This window comes from Pseudomonas trivialis, assembly GCF_036864995.1.
Classification (GTDB): Bacteria; Pseudomonadota; Gammaproteobacteria; order Pseudomonadales; family Pseudomonadaceae; genus Aquipseudomonas; species Aquipseudomonas trivialis.
On sequence record NZ_CP142151.1, the window covers coordinates 5,123,525 to 5,146,036 of the forward strand.

Below are 22,512 nucleotides of genomic sequence, written 5' to 3' on the forward strand. Positions count from 1 at the left end.
CGGCATTAACTACTTGGGCGCCAGCTCACGTAAATGCCGCGCCACGGCAATCCAGGCACCGATATAACCCAACAATACCGCGCCAAGCAAGAGCGAAAGGCCATCGGCCACCGGCACGCCGGCCAGGGCAAAATCACTGCCGTACAAGCCGGCAAGCCCTGTTACCGCGTCGTTCAGCCAGTCCAGGCCAAAAGCCAGCACGCCCCAGGACAAAAACCCGGCACCCAGGCCATAAAGCGCGCCCATGTACAGAAAAGGACGACGCACATAGCTGTCTGTGCCGCCAACCAGTTTAATCACTTCTATCTCGGTACGACGGTTTTCAATATGAAGACGAATGGTATTGCCTATCACCAAAAGTAATGCAGACACCAACAACACCGTCAAACCGAACACAAAGCGGTCACCCAGCTTGAGGATCGCGGCCAGCCGCTCTACCCACACCAGATCAAGTTGCGCCTGTTGCACCTTGGGCATCTGCGCCAGTTTCTGGCGCAGGGCCTCCAGGGTCGGCTTGTCGACTTCATCGGGCGTCACCAGCACCACGCCCGGCAGCGGGTTCTGCGGCAGTTCCTTGAGCGCCTCGCCCAGGCCGGACTGCTGCTGGAATTCTTCAAGGGCCTGGTCGCGGCTGACGTACTCGGCATCCGCCACGCCCGGCATGTTCTTGATTTCATCGCGCAACGCCTCACCCTGCTGGGTGCTGGCATCCAGGTTCAGGTACAGCGAAATCTGCGCCGCACGCTGCCAGGAACCGCCCAGGCGCTCCACGTTGTTGAGCAGCAGCGACAAGCCCATCGGCAGGCTGAGGGCCACGGCCATCACCAGGCAGGTAAAAAAGCTGCCGACCGGCTGCTTGCCCAGCCGACGCAGGCTGTCGAGCAGGCTGGCGCGATGGCTTTCGATCCAGGCGTGCAGCAGGGTGCTGAAGTCCGGGCCGTCATCGTCGTCGCGTTTTTTCTTGCTCGGTTGCGGATCGGCCGGTTTCGGCGCCACGCGTTCGGATACTTTTGGACTGCGTGTAGCACTCATACGCCTGCCTCCCCGTCACCAATCAGGCGACCGCGTTGCAACGTAAGCATGCGGTGGCGCATGCGCGCGATCAGCGCCAGGTCATGGCTGGCGATCAGCACGCTGGTGCCCAGGCGGTTGATGTCTTCGAACACGCCCATGATCTCGGCCGCCAGACGCGGGTCGAGGTTGCCGGTGGGTTCGTCCGCCAGCAGCAGGGCCGGGCGGTGCACAATGGCGCGGGCGATGCCGACGCGCTGTTGCTGACCGGTAGAGAGGTCGCCGGGGTAAAGGTCGGTTTTATCCGATAGCGCCACGCGCTCTAGGGCCGAATCCACGCGCTTGATGATCTCGGCCTTGGACAGCCCGAGAATCTGCAATGGCAACGCAACGTTGTTGAACACCGTGCGATCGAACAGCAACTGGTGATTCTGGAACACCACGCCGATCTGGCGGCGCAGAAACGGGATCTGCGCATTGCTGATGGTGGCCAGGTCCTGGCCGGTCAGCAGCAGTTTGCCGGTGGTCGGGCGCTCCATGGCCAGCAGCAGACGCAACAACGTACTTTTGCCGGCACCGGAGTGACCGGTAACGAAAAGGAACTCGCCGCGCCGCACCCGAAAGCTCAGCTCATGCAAGCCCACATGCCCGTTGGCATAGCGTTTACCGACTTGCTCGAATCGAATCATGAACGCTCCCGCTCGGCAAACAGTGCCTGTACAAAGGGTTCGGCTTCAAAGGTGCGCAGGTCGTCGATGCCCTCACCGACGCCGATATAACGAATCGGCAACCCGAACTGCTTGGCCAGGGCAAAGATCACACCGCCCTTGGCCGTGCCGTCGAGCTTGGTCAGGGCCAGGCCGGTCAGTTGCACCGTCTGGTTGAATTGCTTGGCCTGGCTGATGGCGTTCTGACCGGTCCCGGCGTCGAGCACCAGCAGCACTTCATGGGGGGCGTCGGCATCCAGCTTGCCGATCACGCGGCGCACCTTCTTCAGCTCTTCCATCAGGTTGTCTTTGGTGTGCAGGCGACCGGCGGTGTCGGCGATCAATACGTCGATATTGCGCGCCTTGGCGGCCTGCACAGCGTCGAAGATCACCGAGGCGGAATCGGCGCCAGTGTGCTGGGCGATCACCGGGATCTTGTTGCGCTCGCCCCACACCTGCAACTGCTCCACCGCAGCGGCGCGGAAGGTGTCACCAGCGGCCAGCATGACTTTCTTGCCTTCGAGCTGCAGCTTCTTGGCCAGCTTGCCGATGGTGGTGGTCTTGCCGGCGCCATTGACGCCCACCACTAGGATCACGAACGGTTTGTTCGGGGTGATCACCAGCGGCGCTTCCACGGGCTTGAGCATCCCGGCCAGTTCGGCCTGCAAGGACTTGTACAGCGCGTCGGCGTCGGTAAGTTGCTTGCGCGCGACCTTCTGGGTCAGGCTCTGGATGATTACCGCTGTGGCTTCGACGCCCACGTCGGCGGTGAGCAGACGGGTTTCGATGTCTTCCAGCAGTTCGTCATCGATGGTCTTGCGACCCAGGAACAGGCTGGCCATGCCTTCGCCGATGCTGGCGCTGGTCTTGCTCAGGCCTTGCTTGAGGCGGGCGAAAAAGCCGGTCTTGCCGGCTTCGACAGCGACGGGTTCCGGCTCGATGACTGCAGGCACGGCGGCGTCGAAGACGGGCGCAGGCTCAGGTACCGGTTCAGCCACCACGGGAATCGGCGGCGCAACGTGCTCAGCGAGCACGTCTTCAACCAGCGCCACAGGCTCTTCGGCCACGGGCAATTCGGGCCACGGCTCGGGTTCAGGTTCCGGCTCGGGTTCAGGTTCCGGCTCTGGTTCCGGCGCCACCTCGGCCACCGGCTGCAACACCGGCTCAACGATAGGCAACACCACCGGCGCCGGCGTCTGGGCAACCGGCTCGGCTTCTACTATAGGTTCGGGGATCGGTTCAGCTTGAACCTGCGGCTGCGGTTCGACGGTATCCTGCGGTTTCTTACGCAGCCAGCCGAACAGGCCTTTCTTCTCGCCAGCCGCAGCTGGGGTCTTCTTGTCGTCGTTGGAACCAAACATGGAGACGGCTATCTCAAGGTAGCGATGCGCCAGGGGGCACGTCGGTAAATAAAATTCGATGCGTAACAGACTGTTTTTCAGCCAGCTCGTTCATGCGCAACATTTTGTAAGGCCTAAATAGGGCCTTAACGGGACCGCCGCAGTGGCCGTCCGCAAATCCGATCAGTATCCTAGCACCTCCTCGCCCGCCGACGCTAAGACCAAGCGGGCAGCCCAACAGGTTTAAAAACGAATGAATGCTCTAGCCCGCCGCGCCGCAGGCCTGCTGTTCGGTACAGTTTGTCTGCCTCTTTCAGCTTTGGCTGCCGATCCACAACCCACCCATGAATTCACCCTCGACAACGGCCTCAAAGTGGTCGTGCGCGAAGATCATCGTGCGCCGGTGGTGGTTTCCCAGGTCTGGTACAAGGTTGGCTCGAGCTACGAAACCCCCGGCCAGACCGGTTTGTCCCACGCCCTGGAGCACATGATGTTCAAGGGCAGCGCCAAAGTGGGTCCGGGCGAAGCTTCGCTGATCCTGCGCGACCTGGGCGCTGAAGAAAATGCGTTCACCAGCGATGACTACACCGCGTATTACCAGGTGCTGGCCCGCGATCGCCTGGGCGTCGCCTTCGAGCTGGAGGCCGACCGCATGGCCAGCCTGCGCCTGCCGGCCGACGAGTTCAGCCGCGAGATCGAGGTCATCAAGGAAGAACGCCGCCTGCGCACCGACGACAACCCGATGTCCAAGGCCTTCGAGCGCTTCAAGGCCATGGCTTTTCCGGCCAGCGGCTACCACACGCCGACTATCGGCTGGATGGCCGACCTGGACCGCATGAAGGTTGAGGAACTGCGCCACTGGTACCAGTCCTGGTACGTGCCCAACAACGCCACGCTGGTGGTGGTCGGCGACGTGACCCCGGACGAGGTGAAGACTCTGGCCCAGCGCTACTTCGGCCCGATCCCCAAGCGTGACGTGCCCCCGGCCAAGATCCCCATGGAATTGGCCGAACCCGGCGAGCGCCTGCTGACCCTGCGCGTGCAGACCCAACTGCCCAGCGTGTTCCTCGGCTTCAACGTGCCAGGCCTTGCCACTGCCGAAGACAAGCGCTCGGTGCAGGCCCTGCGCCTGATCTCGGCTCTGCTCGACGGCGGCTACAGCGCGCGTATCTCGGAACAACTGGAGCGTGGTGAAGAGCTGGTGTCCGCCGCTTCCACCCGCTACGACGCCTACAGCCGTGGCGACACCCTGTTCATCCTTTCGGCCACTCCCAACCAGCAGAAGAAAAAGACCATTGCCCAAGCCGAAGCCGGCCTGTGGCGGCTGCTGGAAGACTTGAAAGCCAAGCCACCGACCGCCGAAGAGCTGGAGCGTATTCGCGCCCAGGTCATCGCCGGGCTGGTGTACCAACGAGACTCCATCACCAGCCAGGCCACGTCCATTGGCTCCCTGGAAACCGTGGGCCTGTCCTGGCAGCTCATGGACACCGAGCTTGCCGACCTGCAAAGCGTGACCCCGCAAGACATCCAGAAGGCTGCACGCACCTATTTCACCCGCGAACGTCTGAGCGTCGCCCATATTCTGCCCGAGGAGACCGCTCATGAGTGATCGCAAAAGCCTGATCCTGCCCGGCCTGATCGCCGTCACGCTGGTGGCGGCCAGTGCCGTGTACTTCCTGCGCCCGAGTGAATCGGTGGCCAGCCCGGCGCTGGAAAAAGCCCAGTCCGCCAGCAAACTGCAGTCGCTGGCCGAGCTGGACGGCAATGCGCCGACCAATCGCAAGCTCGACGTGCAAAGCTGGACCACCGCCGAAGGCGCCAAGGTGCTGTTCGTCGAAGCCCATGAACTGCCGATGTTCGACATACGCATCCTGTTCGCTGCCGGCAGCAGTCAGGACGGCGACGTGCCGGGCCTGGCGCTGATGACCAACGCCATGCTCAACGAAGGCGTGCCGGGCAAGGACGTCAGCCAGATCGCCAGCGGCTTTGAAGGCCTGGGCGCCGACTTTGGCAATGGCGCCTACCGCGACATGGCGCTGGTGTCCCTGCGCAGCCTGAGCGCCAGCGACAAGCGCGATGCGGCGCTGGCGCTGTTCGACGACGTGATCGGCAAGCCGACCTTCCCCGCCGATTCCCTGGCGCGGATCAAGAACCAGATCCTCGCCGGCTTCGAATACGAGAAGCAGAATCCCGCCAAACTGGCGAGTCTTGAGCTGTTCAAGCGCCTGTATGGCGACCACCCTTACGCGCATCCGAGCGAAGGCAACCCCGACAGCGTGCCGAAGATCAGCCAGGCGCAATTGCAGGCGTTCCATGCCAAGGCCTATGCGGCGGGCAACGCAGTGATTGCAGTGGTGGGCGACATGACCCGTGCCGAAGCCGAGGCCATGACCGCCAAGGTGTCTGCCTCGCTGCCCAAGGGCCCGGCGCTGGCAAAGATTGCCCAGCCGACCGAGCCGAAGGCGGGCCTGAGCCATATCGAGTTTCCGTCCAAGCAGACGCACCTGCTGTTCGCGCAGTTGGGCATCGACCGGGCCGACCCGGACTACGCGGCCTTGTCCCTGGGCAACCAGATCCTCGGTGGCGGTGGCTTTGGCACACGCCTGATGAGCGAAGTACGCGAGAAACGCGGCCTCACTTACGGCGTGTACTCGGGCTTCTCGCCGATGCAGGTGCGCGGTCCGTTCATGATCAACCTGCAGACCCGCGCCGAAATGAGCGGCGGCACCCTGCGCCTGGTCGAGCAGGTGCTGGCTGATTACCTGAAGACCGGCCCGACGCAAAAGGAGCTAGATGACGCCAAGCGCCAACTGGCCGGCAGCTTCCCGCTGTCCACCGCGAGCAACGCCGATATCGTCGGCCAGCTGGGCGCCATGGGTTTCTACAACCTGCCGCTGAGCTATCTGGAAGATTTCATGAAACAATCCCAGGCCCTGACCGTAGAGCAAGTCAAGGCGGCCATGAACAAACACTTGAGCGCCGACAAGATGGTCATCGTGACCGCCGGCCCGACGATTGCGCAAAAGCCACTACCGCCCCCCACTGATAAACCCGCCGAGCAGCCGCTCGGGGTTCCGGAGCATTAATGGCCAGTTCATCTCGCCCGAAAAAACCTGTCCACAACGTGCATAACGGTGTGGGCCAACTGCGCATCATTGGTGGTGAATGGGGCAGCCGCAAGCTGAGCTTCCCCGACGTCGTGGGCCTGCGCCCGACGCCCGACCGCGTGCGTGAAACCCTGTTCAACTGGCTTGCGCCGTACATCGCAGGCGCCAGCGTGCTGGACCCGTTTGCCGGCAGCGGCGCGCTGTTTCTGGAGGCGCTCTCCCGTGGCGCGTCCCGGGCCCAGGCGCTGGACGCGAGCAACGTGGCGGTCTCCAGCCTCAAGGAACACCTGGGCACCCTGCGCTGCACCAACGGCCAGGTGCAGACCGCCGATGCGCTGCGCTACCTGGAAACCCAGGTGGCCAGCGAATACGACGTGGTGTTCCTCGACCCGCCGTTCAACCAGAACCTGCTGCCGACGGTGTGCACGCTGCTCGAAGATCGCCAATGGCTGGCGCCGGATGCGTGGGTCTACACCGAGAGCGAAACCGCACCGTCCACCCTCGGCCTGCCGGGCAGTTGGCGCTTGCACCGGGAGCAGAAGTCCGGCCGGGTGTATTACGCGTTGTGGCATCGTTTGGTCGAAAGCGCCGTCTGAGCAGGCGGTTTCTTTTTGTGGCTGGTGGGCTTGCCCTGACGAGCGGGCTGTTATGGCACAGTAAGCCGGTTCGCCACAAAAAGAGAGTGCAATGACTCCCTCCACCGACCTGTTCAAACCCGCTTTCGGCCTCGGCAACCCCCACCTGCAAACCTTGTGGGGGCCGTTATGGCGCCCCACTACGCACCTCGAACGCCAACGCGAGCGCCTGTGGCTGGACGACGGTGATTTTCTCGATATTGACTGGCACGGACCTCACGACGCCAAGGCACCGCTGGTGCTGGTATTGCACGGGCTAACCGGTTCGTCCAACTCGCCCTACGTCGCCGGTCTGCAAAAGGTCCTCGCCGCCCAGGGCTGGGCCAGTGCCGCGCTGAACTGGCGCGGCTGTTCCGGCGAGCCGAACCTGTTGGCGCGCAGCTATCACTCCGGGGCCAGCGAGGATCTGGCGGCAGCGATTGCCCATCTGCAGGCCAAGCGGCCGTTGGCGCCGCTGTACGCGGTGGGCTATTCGCTGGGCGGCAATGTGCTACTCAAGCACTTGGGCGAAACCGGCGCGGCGTCAGGGTTGCAAGGCGCGGCGGCGGTGTCGGTGCCGTTTCGCCTGGACCAGTGCGCCGACCGCATCGGCCTGGGTTTTTCGCGGGTCTATCAGAAGCACTTCATGCGCGAAATGCTGGCGTATATCCGCGTCAAGCAAAGCCGCTTCACGCAGGATGGCCGCACGGACGGCCTGAAAACCCTGGAAGCCCTGGGCTCCCTGGAAAAGATGCGCACGTTCTGGGACTTCGATGGACGGGTGACTGCGCCGCTGCATGGTTTCATCAGTGCCGAGGATTACTACCGCAAGGCGTCGAGTCGCTATTACCTGGACGGTATTCGAACGCCAACTCTGATTATCCAGGCGGCGGACGATCCGTTCGTGTTTGCCCATAGCCTGCCCGAGGCCAGCGAGTTATCGGATTGCACCGAGTTCGAGTTGCTGGTCAAGGGCGGGCATGTGGGCTTCGTGGACGGTTCGCTCAAGCGCCCGACCTATTACCTCGAACGCCGCATCCCCCAATGGCTGCTCACACAGCAGAAATAATGTGGGAGCAAGCCCCCTCCCACAATTGATTGGGTTTACAGACCAGGCGCTCAGTCGCCCGTGGCAATCGCCCGCGCAGGATCCGTGATCCACTCACTCCACGACCCCGCATACAACTTGCCCAACGGGTAACCCGCCAGACCCAGGGCGAACAGGTTATGGCAGGCGGTGACGCCGGAACCGCAATACGCCACCAGTTCCTTGGGCGACCGCCCCTGCAACTGCGCGGCAAACCGCTGCTTGAGCTGCTCGACCGGCAGAAACCGCCCATCACTGCCCAGGTTCTCGTTGAATGCCGCGCACTGTGCCCCGGGAATGTGCCCGGCAATCGGGTCGATGGGCTCAACGTCGCCACGAAAACGCGCCGGGGCTCGCGCATCGATCAGGGTCAGGCTCGGCTGGCCCAGGCGGTTTTGCAGATGCTCGGCATCCAGCACCAGGCCATGATCGGGCGTGCCGGTAAAGTCGCCCGGCTCGATCACCGGCGCGTCCAGGCTCAAGGGGAAACCGGCGGCATGCCAGGCCTTCAAGCCACCGTCCAGGATAAACACACCGTCCCGCTTGCCCAGCCACACCAGCAACCACCAGGCGCGGGCGGCAAAGGCGCCAGGGCCATCGTCATACAGCACCACCTCGGTGTCGGCACTGATGCCCCACGCGCGAAGTTGTTCGGCGAGGGTCTGCGCCTGCGGCAGTGGGTGACGCCCAGTCACGCCTTTGGTGACAGGACCGCTCAGATGGCGCTCAAGGTCAGCATATTGCGCGCCCTCAATATGCCCTTCGGCATAGCTGCAACGCCCGTAATCCGGGTCTTCCAGGGCAAATCGGCAATCGAGGATCACCAACGCGCCACGCGTTTGGCGCTCGGCCAGGTGCTGGGGGCTGATCAGTTGGGCAAGCGGCATGACAGACTCCTAAATAGATTCGGGAAAGGTCTACTTCACTTCATCCAGCGCCTGATTCAACGGCACGTAAAACTCCTTGAACAGCCCATCCACCGCTTCTTTGGCCTGGGGCGTGACAAACCCCGCCTCCAGCACCAGCACCTGATACACCCCGCGCTTGATCGCTTCGGCACTCAAATGGGTGGAGTTTTCGTTGGTGGTGCACAAAAAGCGCACCCAGGAGGTGAGGATGATCCAGGCGTTGAGGGTCAGGGCTTCGGTCTGGATCGGGTCCATATTGAGAATGCCGGCATCGACAAACCCCTGATAGATGGCCCCGCCCTGGATCAGGCAGCGCTGGGAAAACCGCCGGTAGCCGGTGGCCATTTCGGGGTCGCTTTCCAGCAGGTGTTCGAGGTCGCGATGCAGGAACCGGTAGCGCCACATGCCGGCCAGCACGGCCTGCAGGTAGAAACGCTTATCTTCCACACGCATCGCGCGGCCCTGGGGCGGGCGCAGGAAACTGTCCACCAGCGCTTCGTATTCGCGGAACAGCACGGCGATGATCGCCTGCTTGTTGGGGAAGTGGTAGTACAGGTTACCCGGCGAAATTTCCATATGGGCGGCGATGTGGTTAGTGCTGACACTGCGCTCGCCCTGCTGATTAAAAAGCTCCAGGCTGGTGTGCACAATGCGTTCGCTGGTCTTTACTCGTGGTGCCATGGGGGATCAGCTTCCATACACGGAATGGGGCATCTTACGGCCTAACCGTGCCGGGATAAATCCGCATAGGGCTGCAATGTTATTTGACAATTTAGAGCAATGACTCTAAAAATCCAGGCAGACCAATAACAATCGGGGCTGCACCATGTCTGCCACTGTTGCTTACCTGCAGGACTCCCAGGCGCTGGATGAGCTTCAGCCGCTGTTCGACGCCCAGCGCCGCGCCTACGCCGCCAACCCGATGCCACCTGCCGCGCAGCGCCAGCAATGGCTCAAGGCCTTGCGCGAATTGCTCAGCGCCGAACGCCAGGCGTTGATCCGCGCGATCAGCGAGGATTTCAGCCACCGCAGCGCAGACGAAACCCTGTTCGCCGAGCTGATGCCGAGCCTGCATGGCATCCACTACGCCAGCAAACATCTCAAGGGCTGGATGAAACCGTCGCGCCGCGCCGTAGGCATTGCCTTCCAGCCCGCCTCAGCCAAAGTCATCTACCAACCGCTCGGCGTGGTCGGGGTGATCGTGCCCTGGAATTACCCGCTGTACCTGGCCATCGGCCCGCTGGTCGGAGCGCTGGCGGCCGGTAATCGGGTGATGTTGAAGCTCAGCGAGTCCACCCCCGCCACCGGCGAGCTGCTCAAAACGCTGCTGGCGAAGATCTTCCCCGAAGACCTGGTGTGCGTGGTGCTGGGCGAAGCCGACGTGGGCGTGGCGTTTTCCAGGCTGCGTTTCGATCACCTGCTGTTCACTGGCGCCACCAGCATCGGCAAGCATGTGATGCGCGCGGCCGCCGAGCACCTCACGCCAGTCACGCTGGAGCTGGGCGGCAAGTCGCCGGCGATTGTCTCCGCCGATGTGCCGCTCAAGGATGCCGCCGAGCGCATCGCTTTTGGCAAAGCCTTGAATGCCGGACAAACCTGTGTGGCGCCGGACTACGTGCTGGTGCCGGAACACCGTGTGGACGCTTTCGTGGAGGCCTACGGCAAGGCGGTTCGCGGGTTCTATCCGACGCTGCTCGACAACCCGGACTACACCGCGATCATCAACGAACGACAGCTGGCGCGGCTCAATGCCTATATCAAAGACGCCACCGACAAGGGCGCCACGCTAGTCCCACTGTACGACCAGAGCCAGGCACGGCGCATGGCCCACAGCCTGCTGCTGAATGTCAGCGACGACATGACCGTAATGCAGGACGAAATCTTCGGCCCGGTGCTGCCTGTCGTGCCCTATCGCGACATCGACCAGGCCTTTGCCTACATCAACCAACGCCCTCGCCCGCTGGCGCTGTATTACTTCGGCTACAACAAGCGCGAACAAGACCGAGTGCTGCACGAAACCCATTCGGGCGGCGTCTGCCTGAACGACACCCTGCTGCACGTGGCCCAGGACGACCTGCCGTTTGGCGGCATCGGCCCATCGGGCATGGGCCACTACCACGGCCACGAAGGCTTTCTCACCTTCAGCAAAGCCAAGGGTGTGTTGGTCAAGCAACGCCTGAACGCGGCGAAGCTGATCTACCCGCCCTACGGCAAATCGATCCAGAAGCTTATTCAGAAGCTGTTTGTTCGCTGATTCCGCCACCCACGGGACAACAATAACAATGAACCCCAGCCTGACTGATTCCCCTGCGCTGTCACGGCGCGGCATCCTGAAAATCGGCCTGTGCGCCAGTGCTTTCCTGGCTACCGCAGGGCTAGGCGCCAGCCTCAGCGGCTGCTCCGCCAGCACCCCGGCCAGCGGCTTTGCGATGCTGCGCAGCAGCGACATGCCATTTTTGCGGGCGGTGATGCCGGTGTTGCTCGACGGTGTCGCCAGCGCCCAGGAGGTCGCCGCCGGGATTGAAGACGCGCTCAAAAAGCTCGATTACAGCCTGCAATACCTGTCGCCTGAGATGTTCAAGCTCACCCAGCAGTTGTTCGACGTCTTGGGCATGGGCATTACCCGCGGCCCGCTGACCGGCATCTGGGGCAGCTGGGAAAACGCCAGCAGCGAGCAGATCCGTCACTTCCTGCTGCGTTGGGAGAACAGCTACCTCAACCTGCTGCGCATGGGTCAGGGCTCGTTGCTCAAGCTGGTGATCATGGCCTGGTATTTCCGTCCGGCGTCCTGGGCCCATTGCGGCTACCCCGGCCCGCCTCACATCTGACAGTGACTGCAACTTCGCACAACAAAAACAAGAGTGCCCACCTATGCCCGTACCCGATCTGTTCCGCGACGGCCTGGCCCGTGGCTGGAAAACCCACAACGGCGCCGCCCTCGACCATGACCTGACCCTGGAAGCCGACGTCGCGATCATCGGCAGCGGCGCCGGTGGCGGCACCACCGCCGAGATCCTCAGCGCCGCCGGTTACAAGGTGCTGCTGATCGAGGAAGGCCCACTCAAGACCAGCAGCGACTTTAAGCTGCTGGAGGACGAGGCCTACGCCAGCCTGTATCAGGAAGGCATCGGACGCATGAGCAAGGACGGCGCCATCACCATCCTGCAAGGTCGGGCCGTGGGCGGCACCACGCTGATCAATTGGACCTCCAGCTTTCGCACGCCGGACGCCACCCTCGCCCACTGGGCCAGCGAATACGCGGTGACGGGCCACAGCAGCACCGAGATGGCACCCTGGTTCGAAAAAATGGAGCAGCGCCTGGGCATTGCGCCCTGGGCACTGCCGCCGAACGCCAACAACGATGTGATCCGCAAGGGCTGTGAAAAACTCGGCTACAGCTGGCACGTGATCCCGCGCAACGTGCGTGGTTGTTTCAACCTGGGCTACTGCGGCATGGGCTGCCCGGTGAATGCCAAGCAGTCGATGCTGGTGACCACCATTCCCTCCACCCTGGAGCAAGGCGGCGAGTTGCTCTACCTCGCTCGCGCCGAGCAGTTCAACTACAGCGGCGATGCCATCAGCAGCCTGGCATGCGTGGCCATGGACGAGCGTTGCGTGGCGCCGACCGGGCGCAGGATCACGGTGAAAGCCAGGCATTACGTGCTGTCCGGCGGCGGCATCAACAGCCCGGCACTGCTGATGCGCTCCAACGCGCCGGACCCGCATTCGCGGCTCGGCAAGCGCACCTTTCTGCACCTGGTGAACTTCTCTGCGGGGCTATTTGATGAGGTGATCAACCCGTTCTACGGCGCGCCGCAGTCGATTTATTCAGACCATTTCCAATGGCAGGACGGCGTTACCGGCAAAATGTCCTACAAACTGGAAGCGCCACCCCTGCACCCCGGATTGGCCAGCACACTGTTTGGCGGCTACGGCAGCGCGAACGCGTTGGACATGGGCCAGTTACCCAACACCCACGCCATGCTTGCGCTGTTGCGCGACGGGTTTCACCCCGACAGCCCGGGAGGCACCGTCGGTTTACGCGGTGATGGCACGCCGGTGCTCGACTATCAGGTGTCGCCCTATGCCTGGGACGGCCTGCGCCGCGCGTTTCACAGCATGGCCGAGATTCAGTTCGCGGCGGGCGCCAGGTCGGTCAAGCCGCTGCACCATGACGCGCGCTACGTGAACAGCCTGGCCGACGCCCGCCGCATGATTGACGAATTGAGCCTGGAACTGCACCGGACAACCCTGGGCAGCGCCCATGTGATGGGCGGGTGTGCCATGGGCGAAGACCCGAAAAACGCGGTGGCCGACAGCCTCGGACGCCATCACCAGTTGTGCAATCTGTCGATCCACGATGGCTCGCTGTTCCCCACCAGCATTGGCGCCAACCCGCAATTATCGGTGTACGGCTTGAGCGCCAAACTGGCGACGGCGTTGGCCGAACGTCTGAAAACGGCATGAAAAAACCGCCGATCAGCGGTATGTATCTACATAAGTCGACTTTCCCGACCGGGATGGCTGCGATACCATCCGGTTCCCCAACGGACTCCGCCAGGACGACGCGATGAACCGAGTGTTGTATCCAGGAACCTTCGACCCGATTACCAAAGGCCATGGCGATCTGGTCGAGCGCGCCTCTCGCCTGTTCGACCATGTGATCATCGCGGTCGCTGCCAGCCCCAAGAAAAACCCGCTGTTTCCCCTGGAGCAGCGCGTGGAACTGGCGCGTGAGGTCACCCGGCACCTGCCCAACGTCGAAGTGGTGGGCTTTTCGACGTTACTGGCGCATTTCGCCAAGGAGCAGAACGCCAATGTGTTCCTGCGTGGCCTGCGCGCGGTGTCGGATTTCGAATACGAATTCCAGCTGGCCAACATGAACCGCCAACTGGCACCGGACGTCGAGAGCCTGTTCCTCACGCCTTCGGAGCGTTACTCGTTCATTTCGTCGACGCTGGTGCGGGAAATCGCCGCGCTGGGCGGAGATATCACCAAGTTCGTTCACCCCGCCGTGGCGGATGCGCTGACACTGCGCTTCAAGAAGTAAGGGTTGCCAGGCGTCTCTCGCCTATTGCCGCAGGTCATGTGCGCTCGCACTGCGGGCGCCAATGCGGCACAATTGCGCGCATTAGTCGTTTTCAGTTGCCTTGGCTGACAGCTCTGGCAGGAGTTTCCATGTCCCTGATCATCACCGACGATTGCATCAATTGCGACGTCTGCGAACCCGAGTGCCCGAACGCTGCGATTTCCCAGGGCGAAGAGATCTACGTGATCGACCCCAACCTGTGCACCCAGTGTGTCGGCCACTACGACGAACCGCAGTGCCAGCAGGTGTGCCCGGTGGATTGCATTCCGCTGGATGAGGCCCACCCTGAAACTGAAGAGCAGTTGATGGAGAAGTACCGGTTGATTACCGGCAAGGCCTGAACAGTTGTGTTGCCCAGCAGGGCCTCATCGGGAGCAAACCCCCTCCCACACTGGACCGAGTTGAACACGATCCAATGTGGGAGGGGGCTTGCTCCCGATGGCCATCTCAGCCTTCACCCGGCAATCAGCGCTGACACCTGGGGCAAAACACACTCGCCCGCTGCCCCAACAGGACATTGCGCAACTCGATCCCGCACACCTTGCACGCCTCACCACCCCGGCCGTAGGCGAACAGTTCCTGCTGGAAATACCCCGGCTGCCCGTCACCGCCAATAAAGTCGCGCAACGTGGTGCCGCCGCGCTCGATGGCAGCCGCCAGCACCCGCTTGATCTCGATCGCCAGCTTCAAATAACGCGCCCGCGAAATACCGCCCGCCGCCCGACGCGGATCGATCCCCGCCGCAAACAGCGCTTCGGTCGCATAGATATTGCCCACGCCCACCACCACCGCGTTGTCCATGATGAACGGCTTGATCGCCATCGACCGCCCACGTGACATCTGGAACAGCCGCTCGCCGTCAAACAGGTCGGTCAACGGCTCCGGCCCCAGGCTCAGCAGCAACGCGTGGTTGTGCGGGTCCTGGCTCCAGAGCATGGCGCCGAAACGTCGCGGGTCGGTGTAGCGCAGCGCCAGGCCCGATTCCAGCTCGATATCCACATGCTCATGCTTGGCCGCCGGCAGCCCGATTTCAACCATGCGCAGGTTGCCCGACATGCCCAGATGGCTGATCAGCGTGCCCACTTCGGCATTGATCAACAGGTACTTGGCCCGCCGCTCCACGCCCACGATGCGCTGCCCGGACAGGCGCACATCCAGGTCCTCCGGGATCGGCCAGCGCAGGCGCCGTTCACGCACCACCACGCGACTGACGCGCTGGCCTTCCAGGTGCGGCGCAATCCCGCGACGGGTGGTTTCGACTTCGGGTAACTCGGGCATGTGTACCTCTTGGCTGACGGGTCAGTTCGCGCCCAGCTCGCGGATCGACAACTTCATGCTTTCAAAGTCGTAGTCCGACAGGCCGACGTAATCGAGCACCAGGTGACCAATGGCATTCCACTCATGGTCTTCTGCCTGACCGCCCAGCACGCGGTGAGAGGAACAGATGTGCTCGGCCATCTTCAGGATCGCCAGCAGGTTTTTAAGCTGCGGAGTGCGCGACGACTCATCGCTGAAAATCGCCAGGGCGTTATGGTGATTGGCGATGGCATCGGTCACATGCTCCGGCAAGCGCCAGGACTTGGCGGTGTAGTAGCCGACCACCGCATGGTTGGTGTTGAACGCGTTGTTCTCGGTGTCGACCACCCGACAGTCGGGGCCGGCATTGGCGTAGGCCTGCTCGAGCACCGTCATGTAGTCGGGGAAACGCTTGAGCATCAGCGGCACGCCGCAATCGTGAAACAAGCCCAGGGCATAGGCTTCATCGACGGTCTGCGAGCCGGTGCGCTTGGCCAGGGTGAGGCAGGTCATGGCCACGTCCTGGGCGGTGTCCCAAAAGCGATTGAGGGTGACGATGGTGTCATCGCTCATCTCGCCCTTGATCGACTGCGCATTGATCAGGTTGATGATCGAGCGGCTACCCAGCAGGTTCACCGCGCGCTGGATCGAAGCGATCTTGTTGCTCAGGCCGTAATACGGCGAGTTGACGATTTTCAGCAGCGCGCCGGACAAGCCAGGGTCCTGGGCGATCAACCGGGCAATGACGCCCAGGTCCGGATCGGGCATGTACTGCTCCATCTGCAAATCCACCATGATCTGCGGTTGGGGCGGTACGCTGATACCTTGCAGGGCCTGCTGGATCTGCTCGGCGGAAAGCTCTTGGGACATAAGTACACACTCTGGGCTAGGTGGCGATTCTAACCTCTAAGCAAACCTGACCGACACCTCAAAACCGGATCAAATATGGGAGCTGGCTTGCCTGCGATGGCATCAACGCCGTACGTCAGGTACACCGCAGCGCCTGCATCGCGAGCAAGCCCGCTCCCACATGTCCGGCGGCGGGGCGAGTTCCTACACAACACGGTATACTCCCGCTCTTTTTCCGGAGCGACGTCATGTCCCTGCCAAGCCTGCGTCTCAAAGCCAACGCCGATCGTCGTTTGCGCAACGGCCACCTGTGGGTCTACAGCAACGAAATCGATGTGGCCGCCACCCCACTCAACGGCTTCCAGGCGGGCGACCAGGCCATCCTCGAAGCGGCCGGCGGCAAGACCCTGGGCATTGTGGCCATGAGCCCGAACAACCTGATCTGCGCCCGCCTGCTGTCGCGCGACATCAAGCTGCCGCTGGACAAGTCGCTGCTGGTGCACCGCCTCAACGTCGCCCTGTCCCTGCGTGACCGCCTGTTCGACAAGCCGTTCTACCGCCTGGTCTACGGCGATTCCGACCTGCTGCCGGGCCTGGTGGTCGACCGTTTCGGCGACATTCTGGTGGTGCAGATCGCTTCCGCGACCATGGAAGCCCATAAGGACGACGTGATCGCCGCCCTCACCCAGGTGCTCAAGCCCAGCGGCATCCTGTTCAAGAACGACTCCGCCGCGCGCGACGCCGAAGGCCTCAACCGTTACGTCGAAACCGTGTTCGGCCTGGTGCCGGAGTGGGTCGCCCTGGAAGAGAACGGCGTGAAATTCGAAGCCCCGGTGATTCAGGGCCAGAAGACCGGCTGGTTCTACGATCACCGCATGAACCGCGCCCGCCTGGCCCCATACGCCAAAGGCAAACGCGTACTCGACCTGTACAGCTACATCGGCGGCTGGGGTGTGCAGGCTGCGGCGTTCGGCGCCAGTGAAGTGTTCTGCGTCGACGCCTCGTCCTTCGCCCTCGACGGCGTCGAGCGCAACGCCGCCCTGAACGGCGTTGCCGAGAAAATGACCTGCATCGAAGGCGACGTCTTTGAAGCGCTTAAAGAACTGAAAGCCAGCGAAGAACGCTTCGACGTGATCGTCGCCGACCCACCGGCCTTCATCAAACGCAAAAAAGACATGAAAAACGGCGAAGGCGCCTACCGCCGCCTGAACGAGCAAGCCATGCGCCTGCTCAGCAAGGACGGCATCCTGGTCAGCGCCTCGTGCTCTATGCACCTGCCGGAAGACGATCTGCAAAACATCCTCCTCACCAGCGCCCGCCACCTGGACCGCAACATCCAGATGCTCGAACGCGGCGGCCAGGGCCCGGACCACCCGGTGCACCCGGCGATTGTCGAGACGCGGTATATCAAGAGCATTACGTGCCGGTTGTTGCCTAATAGCTGATTGAAACCGAATCATCTGTAGGCGCGAGCTTGCTCGCGCCTACAGGCAGACGGCCATTCCCTCCAGCCGCCAGCGGTGTAGAATCGGCCCTATTCATCGCCAGTCATCCCCCGGCGGGTTTATGAGCTCAAGGCCCAGGCATGCGGCGATCCCGCAACGCGAGAGGCAACTTTTGCGCACGCAGCCATTTTCTGAGTGTGTCAGACGTCCATAGAAGCTCACTCCCCTCAAGAACCTGATTAGCCGCCCGGAGTGCTCCATGCCAGATTACCGCTCGAAAACATCCACCCATGGCCGCAACATGGCCGGCGCGCGCGCGCTGTGGCGTGCCACGGGGATGAAGGATGACGACTTCAAGAAGCCGATCATCGCGATTTCCAACTCGTTTACCCAGTTCGTGCCCGGCCACGTGCACCTCAAGGACCTGGGCCAACTGGTCGCCCGCGAGATCGAACGCGCCGGCGGCGTGGCCAAGGAATTCAACACCATCGCCGTGGACGACGGCATCGCCATGGGTCACGACGGCATGCTGTATTCGCTGCCGAGCCGCGAGATCATCGCCGACTCCGTCGAATACATGGTCAACGCCCACTGCGCCGACGCCATCGTGTGCATCTCCAACTGCGACAAGATCACCCCTGGCATGCTGATGGCTGCCCTGCGCCTCAACATTCCGGTGATCTTCGTGTCCGGCGGCCCGATGGAAGCCGGCAAGACCAAACTCGCCTCTCACGGCCTCGACCTGGTCGACGCCATGGTGATCGCCGCCGATTCCAGCGCTTCTGACGAGAAGGTTGCGGAATACGAGCGCAGCGCCTGCCCGACCTGCGGCTCATGCTCCGGCATGTTCACCGCCAACTCGATGAACTGCCTGGTCGAAGCCCTGGGCCTGGCCTTGCCGGGCAACGGTTCCACGCTGGCCACCCACAGCGACCGCGAGCAGTTGTTCCTGCAGGCCGGCCGTACCATCGTCGAGCTGTGCAAGCGTTACTACACCGAGAATGATGAGTCGGTATTGCCGCGCAATATCGCCAACTTCAAGGCGTTCGAAAACGCCATGACCCTGGATATCGCCATGGGCGGTTCCACCAACACCATCCTGCACTTGCTCGCCGCCGCTCAGGAAGCCGAGATCGATTTTGACCTGCGCGACATCGACCGTCTGTCCCGCCATGTGCCGCAGCTGTGCAAGGTCGCGCCGAACATCCAGAAGTACCACATGGAAGACGTGCACCGCGCCGGCGGGATCTTCTCGATCCTCGGTTCTTTGGCCCGTGGCGGCCTGCTGCACACCGACCTGCCGACCGTGCACAGCAAATCCCTGGCCGAAGGCATCGCCAAATGGGACATCACCCAGACGGACGACGAAGCGGTGCATCACTTCTTCAAGGCCGGCCCGGCGGGCATCCCCACCCAGACCGCGTTCAGCCAGTCGACCCGTTGGGACACCCTGGACGACGACCGTGAAAACGGCTGCATCCGCAGCGTCGAGCACGCCTATTCCCAGGAAGGCGGCCTGGCCGTGCTGTACGGCAACATCGCCGTCGACGGTTGCGTGGTGAAAACCGCCGGCGTGGATGAGTCGATCCATGTGTTCGAAGGTCGCGCCAGGATCTACGAAAGCCAGGACAGCTCGGTACGCGGCATCCTCGCTGACGAAGTGAAGGAAGGCGATATCGTGATCATCCGTTACGAAGGCCCGAAAGGCGGCCCGGGCATGCAGGAGATGCTCTACCCCACGTCCTATCTGAAATCCAAGGGTCTGGGCAAAGCCTGCGCCCTGCTCACCGACGGCCGTTTCTCCGGCGGCACCTCGGGCCTGTCCATCGGCCACGCTTCACCGGAAGCTGCTGCCGGCGGCGCAATTGGCCTGGTGCAGGATGGCGACAAGGTGCTGATCGACATTCCGAACCGCTCGATCAACCTGTTGGTCAGCGATGAAGAACTGGCGGCACGCCGGGTCGAGCAGGACAAGAAGGGCTGGAAGCCGGTGGAGAAGCGTCCGCGCAAAGTCACCACCGCCTTGAAGGCCTACGCGCTGTTGGCAACCAGTGCCGACAAGGGCGCGGTGCGTAACAAGGCGATGCTCGACGGCCTGTAAGCTCGCCCATAAAAATGCCCCGCCTGGTGCGGGGCATTTTTTTGTCTGGAGAAAATCCCCCGGGCAATGAGGATCAAAAATGTGGGGGGCTTGCTCCCTCCCACAGTTGCCTGTGTACACCCGGAGTTACTGAATCTCGTCGGGCTTGACGATCACCCAGTTCTTGTCCGCCGTCACCGGCAGCCCTTCCTTGGCCTGGGCAGCTGCGTGCTTGGCCATCATGCCATTCAGTTGGGTCATGTATTTGTCCTTGCGGTTGATCCACAGGTGGATGCCGCCCTTGGCCACGTCCACATCGTGGAACAGCATGTAGCCATCGCTGGTCGGTGTGTCGCCGCCGACGATCACCGGTTTTTTCCATTCGTCGATGTAGGTCAGGATTGCGGCGTGCTTGCCGGCCATCCAGGTCGCCGGGGTCCACAGGTAGGGGGTGAGTTCCAGGCCAAGGTTGGCCTTCTCGTCATACTTGCCGGCAGCGATCTGTTTGCGTGCGGTGGTCAGCTCGCCGGTCTTGCGGTCCTTGAGCAGGGTGCTCACGCCGATGACGTTTTCGGGTTTGACGTTGTAGCCGTACTTCGGATCGGCCGCAACCATGCGCACCAGCTCTTCGGACGCGGCAGTCATCACGTACACCTCAATGCCATTTTCCATCAGCTTGTTGTACAGCTCGGCCTGGTCGGTGAAGACCTTCGGCGGCTGCACCTCGGATTTCTTCACCACGTCGCCTTCGAAATAGCTGACCGGCACCGGTTTGCCGGACGCCATCAGCTCATCCACCTGCACCTTCAGCTCCTTGAGGGTGAAACCGGAGAACACCTGGGCCACCCACGGGTAGCAGACCATGTCGTCCACTTCGCACAGGCGATAGTAGTAACTGAACAGGCTTTCCTTGTGCTCGGCGGTGTCTTTGAACGGCATCAGCTTGAGCGAGGGGTCGAGACTGTCACGCGTAATCAGCCCCTTGTTTTCCATGAAAGGCAGCAGGGATTCTTCGAGGTCGTAGCGGTAGCTGGTGTTGTCCATGTCGAAGACCGCGTAGTTACCCTTGTTGGCGTTGGCCGCGATCATTTCATTCAGTTGCTTGGCGGCCGGCGCAGGCCAGTGTTTCAACTCGGTGGCGGCGAACGCCTGACTGGCGAGACCGAGGCAAAGTGCGGCAGCAAGAAGTTTCGGCGCGAGCTTCATAGGCGTGGGTTCCCTGAGTGAAAGACACCGACCCTAACAAATCCCTGTGACAGTTCCCATGTCGTGCACGACCGTACACATCGTGATTGCGGCAGGCACATACGCCTGAACGTCACATGCTTATTCCAAAAACGACAGTCACCATTCCATATCGGTATTAAATCAATATATTTCAAGGTGTTAGCCTTCCCGGTTCGCAATCGCAGGCTCTCGCGATTGGCTGCCTTCTCATTGGAGCTTCAATGAATCTGCCCCTGATCCTCAACTTGCTGGTGTTCGTGGCCCTGCTGCTGGGCCTGGCACAAACCCGTCGCACGAACTGGAGCCTGGCGAAAAAGGTGCTGTTTGCCTTGGCGCTTGGCGTTGCGTTCGGTGTGGTATTGCACGCCATCTATGGCGCCGGGCACCCTGTGCTCAAGGCCTCGATCGGCTGGTTCGACCTGGTCGGCAACGGCTACGTGCAACTGCTGCAAATGATCGTGATCCCGCTGGTGTTCGCCTCGATCCTCAGTGCCGTGGCGCGCCTGCATAACGCTTCGTCCCTGGGCAAGATCAGCTTCCTGACCATCGGTACGCTGCTGTTCACCACGGCAATTGCGGCATTGATCGGCATCGGCCTGACCAACCTGTTCGGCCTTACCGCCGAAGGGCTGGTGGCCGGCACCCAGGAAATGGCGCGCCTGCAAGTGATCCAGAGTGATTACGCGGGCAAGGTCGCCGACCTGAATATCCCGCAATTGCTGTTGTCGTTCGTGCCGGCCAACCCGTTCGCCGACCTGGCCCGGGCCAAGCCGACGTCGATCATCAGCGTGGTAATTTTCGCCGCGTTCCTCGGGGTTGCCGCGCTGCAACTGCTCAAGGACGACGTGGAAAAAGGCCGCAAGGTCGTCAACGCCATCGACACCCTGCAAGCCTGGGTGATGCGCCTGGTGCGCTTGGTGATGAAACTGACGCCGTATGGTGTATTGGCGCTGATGACCAAGGTGGTCGCCAGCTCCAACCTGCAGGACATCATCAAGCTCGGCAGCTTCGTGGTGGTGTCGTACCTGGCCCTGGGCCTGATGTTTGTGGTGCACGGCCTGCTGCTGTCGCTGGTCGGGGTCAACCCGCTGCGGTTTTTCCGCAAGGTGTGGCCGGTGCTGACCTTTGCCTTCACCAGCCGCTCCAGCGCGGCGGCGATTCCGCTGAGCATTGAAGCGCAGACCCGTCGCCTGGGCATCCCGCAATCCATCGCCGGCTTTGCCGCCTCGTTCGGCGCGACCATCGGCCAGAACGGTTGCGCCGGTCTCTACCCGGCGATGCTGGCAGTAATGGTGGCGCCCACCGTGGGCATCAACCCGCTGGACCCGCTGTGGATCGCAACCCTGGTGGCGATTGTGACCTTGAGTTCGGCCGGTGTGGCCGGCGTGGGCGGCGGCGCGACCTTCGCCGCGTTGATCGTATTGCCCGCGATGGGCTTGCCGGTGTCACTGGTGGCGCTGCTGATTTCCGTGGAACCGCTGATCGACATGGGCCGCACGGCGCTGAACGTGAACGGCTCAATGACGGCCGGCGCGATTACCAGCCAGATCATGGGGCAGACGGATAAGGCCTTGCTGGAGGCCGATGAGCATTCGGAGTTAGCGCAGGCGTGATAAACCTGCTATTGCGGGCAAGCCAGCTCCCACATTGAACGAATTTGCAATTCAAAATGTGGGTGCTGGGTTGTCTGCGATGCTTTTAAGCCGTCGAAAAGTGTTTAGAACGAGGAGCCCAGTGTGGGCCGACCAGACA

The 22,512-nt window shown here is 62.3% G+C and carries 20 protein-coding genes; 12 read left to right on the forward strand and 8 right to left on the reverse strand.

Going from position 1 to position 22,512, the window contains the following annotated elements; all coding sequences use genetic code 11:
* Positions 1-9: 9 nt before the first annotated feature.
* From ftsX to ftsY, 3 genes are read right to left on the reverse strand one after another with little or no spacing between them, the layout of a single operon-like run.
* Positions 10-1,032 (reverse strand): permease-like cell division protein FtsX, encoded by a 1,023-nt coding sequence (ftsX, locus tag VRB54_RS22770; protein ID WP_209985947.1) that lies wholly within the window; start codon positions 1,030-1,032, stop codon positions 10-12.
* On the reverse strand, positions 1,029-1,700 hold the full coding sequence (ftsE, locus tag VRB54_RS22775; protein ID WP_338478844.1) for a cell division ATP-binding protein FtsE: 672 nt from the start codon (positions 1,698-1,700) through the stop codon (positions 1,029-1,031). The genes ftsX and ftsE overlap by 4 nt, the downstream gene beginning before the upstream one ends.
* Complete coding sequence (gene ftsY / locus VRB54_RS22780) at positions 1,697-3,079, reverse strand: signal recognition particle-docking protein FtsY (protein WP_338478845.1); 1,383 nt, start codon at positions 3,077-3,079, stop codon at positions 1,697-1,699. Before ftsY ends, ftsE begins: the two co-directional genes overlap by 4 nt.
* Before the next feature lie 232 nt (positions 3,080-3,311).
* On the opposite strand from ftsY, the gene VRB54_RS22785 reads away from it, so the two are divergent.
* The 4 genes from VRB54_RS22785 to VRB54_RS22800 all read left to right on the forward strand — a co-directional run bounded on the left by VRB54_RS22785 (position 3,312) and on the right by VRB54_RS22800 (position 7,848).
* Positions 3,312-4,667 carry a pitrilysin family protein gene (locus VRB54_RS22785; RefSeq protein WP_338478846.1) on the forward strand — a complete coding sequence of 452 codons (1,356 nt, stop codon included), beginning with the start codon at positions 3,312-3,314 and terminating at the stop codon, positions 4,665-4,667.
* Positions 4,660-6,144 (forward strand): pitrilysin family protein, encoded by a 1,485-nt coding sequence (locus tag VRB54_RS22790; RefSeq protein WP_338478847.1) that lies wholly within the window; start codon positions 4,660-4,662, stop codon positions 6,142-6,144. Before VRB54_RS22785 ends, VRB54_RS22790 begins: the two co-directional genes overlap by 8 nt.
* A complete protein-coding gene (rsmD, locus tag VRB54_RS22795; RefSeq protein ID WP_338478848.1) occupies positions 6,144-6,761 on the forward strand; it encodes a 16S rRNA (guanine(966)-N(2))-methyltransferase RsmD in 618 nt (205 codons plus the stop codon). Before VRB54_RS22790 ends, rsmD begins: the two co-directional genes overlap by 1 nt.
* A 91-nt stretch (positions 6,762-6,852) precedes the next feature.
* Positions 6,853-7,848 (forward strand): hydrolase, encoded by a 996-nt coding sequence (locus VRB54_RS22800; RefSeq protein ID WP_338478849.1) that lies wholly within the window; start codon positions 6,853-6,855, stop codon positions 7,846-7,848.
* Positions 7,849-7,898: 50 nt separating this feature from the next.
* On the opposite strand, the gene VRB54_RS22805 is transcribed toward VRB54_RS22800, so the two are convergent.
* Together VRB54_RS22805 and VRB54_RS22810 are read right to left on the reverse strand one after the other, a co-directional pair.
* On the reverse strand, positions 7,899-8,753 hold the full coding sequence (locus tag VRB54_RS22805; protein WP_338478850.1) for a sulfurtransferase: 855 nt from the start codon (positions 8,751-8,753) through the stop codon (positions 7,899-7,901).
* A gap of 30 nt (positions 8,754-8,783) precedes the next feature.
* Positions 8,784-9,455 carry a TetR/AcrR family transcriptional regulator gene (locus VRB54_RS22810; RefSeq protein WP_338478851.1) on the reverse strand — a complete coding sequence of 224 codons (672 nt, stop codon included), beginning with the start codon at positions 9,453-9,455 and terminating at the stop codon, positions 8,784-8,786.
* 145 nt (positions 9,456-9,600) lie between these two features.
* Between VRB54_RS22810 and VRB54_RS22815 the strand changes: the two genes are divergently transcribed.
* The 5 genes from VRB54_RS22815 to VRB54_RS22835 all read left to right on the forward strand — a co-directional run bounded on the left by VRB54_RS22815 (position 9,601) and on the right by VRB54_RS22835 (position 14,204).
* On the forward strand, positions 9,601-11,028 hold the full coding sequence (locus VRB54_RS22815) for a coniferyl aldehyde dehydrogenase (protein ID WP_338478852.1): 1,428 nt from the start codon (positions 9,601-9,603) through the stop codon (positions 11,026-11,028).
* A 28-nt stretch (positions 11,029-11,056) separates the two neighbouring features.
* Positions 11,057-11,602 carry a twin-arginine translocation pathway signal protein gene (locus VRB54_RS22820; RefSeq protein ID WP_338478853.1) on the forward strand — a complete coding sequence of 182 codons (546 nt, stop codon included), beginning with the start codon at positions 11,057-11,059 and terminating at the stop codon, positions 11,600-11,602.
* Positions 11,603-11,645: 43 nt separating this feature from the next.
* Positions 11,646-13,241, forward strand: a complete 1,596-nt coding sequence (locus VRB54_RS22825; protein WP_338478854.1) for a GMC family oxidoreductase — start codon at positions 11,646-11,648, stop codon at positions 13,239-13,241.
* A 103-nt stretch (positions 13,242-13,344) separates the two neighbouring features.
* Entirely contained in the window at positions 13,345-13,824 is a 480-nt protein-coding gene (coaD, locus tag VRB54_RS22830) for a pantetheine-phosphate adenylyltransferase (RefSeq protein ID WP_003234650.1), read from the forward strand.
* 128 nt (positions 13,825-13,952) lie between these two features.
* Complete coding sequence (locus VRB54_RS22835) at positions 13,953-14,204, forward strand: YfhL family 4Fe-4S dicluster ferredoxin (protein ID WP_003213796.1); 252 nt, start codon at positions 13,953-13,955, stop codon at positions 14,202-14,204.
* 124 nt (positions 14,205-14,328) lie between these two features.
* Here VRB54_RS22835 and mutM read toward each other — a convergent pair whose 3' ends face one another.
* Positions 14,329-15,141, reverse strand: coding sequence for a bifunctional DNA-formamidopyrimidine glycosylase/DNA-(apurinic or apyrimidinic site) lyase (gene mutM, locus VRB54_RS22840; RefSeq protein ID WP_338478855.1), 813 nt, complete (start codon positions 15,139-15,141; stop codon positions 14,329-14,331).
* 21 nt (positions 15,142-15,162) lie between these two features.
* Positions 15,163-16,029: an HDOD domain-containing protein gene (locus VRB54_RS22845; RefSeq protein ID WP_209985986.1), complete on the reverse strand. Its 867-nt coding sequence runs from the start codon at positions 16,027-16,029 to the stop codon at positions 15,163-15,165.
* 227 nt (positions 16,030-16,256) lie between these two features.
* On the opposite strand from VRB54_RS22845, the gene VRB54_RS22850 reads away from it, so the two are divergent.
* Both VRB54_RS22850 and ilvD read left to right on the forward strand, forming a co-directional pair.
* Positions 16,257-17,453 (forward strand): class I SAM-dependent rRNA methyltransferase, encoded by a 1,197-nt coding sequence (locus VRB54_RS22850; protein WP_057006494.1) that lies wholly within the window; start codon positions 16,257-16,259, stop codon positions 17,451-17,453.
* Positions 17,454-17,712: 259 nt separating this feature from the next.
* Entirely contained in the window at positions 17,713-19,554 is a 1,842-nt protein-coding gene (ilvD, locus tag VRB54_RS22855; RefSeq protein WP_338478856.1) for a dihydroxy-acid dehydratase, read from the forward strand.
* A 126-nt stretch (positions 19,555-19,680) separates the two neighbouring features.
* Here ilvD and VRB54_RS22860 read toward each other — a convergent pair whose 3' ends face one another.
* On the reverse strand, positions 19,681-20,739 hold the full coding sequence (locus VRB54_RS22860) for a haloacid dehalogenase-like hydrolase (protein WP_338478857.1): 1,059 nt from the start codon (positions 20,737-20,739) through the stop codon (positions 19,681-19,683).
* Positions 20,740-20,981: 242 nt separating this feature from the next.
* Between VRB54_RS22860 and VRB54_RS22865 the strand changes: the two genes are divergently transcribed.
* Positions 20,982-22,373: an L-cystine transporter gene (locus VRB54_RS22865; protein WP_338478858.1), complete on the forward strand. Its 1,392-nt coding sequence runs from the start codon at positions 20,982-20,984 to the stop codon at positions 22,371-22,373.
* The last annotated feature ends 139 nt before the right edge of the window (positions 22,374-22,512 follow it).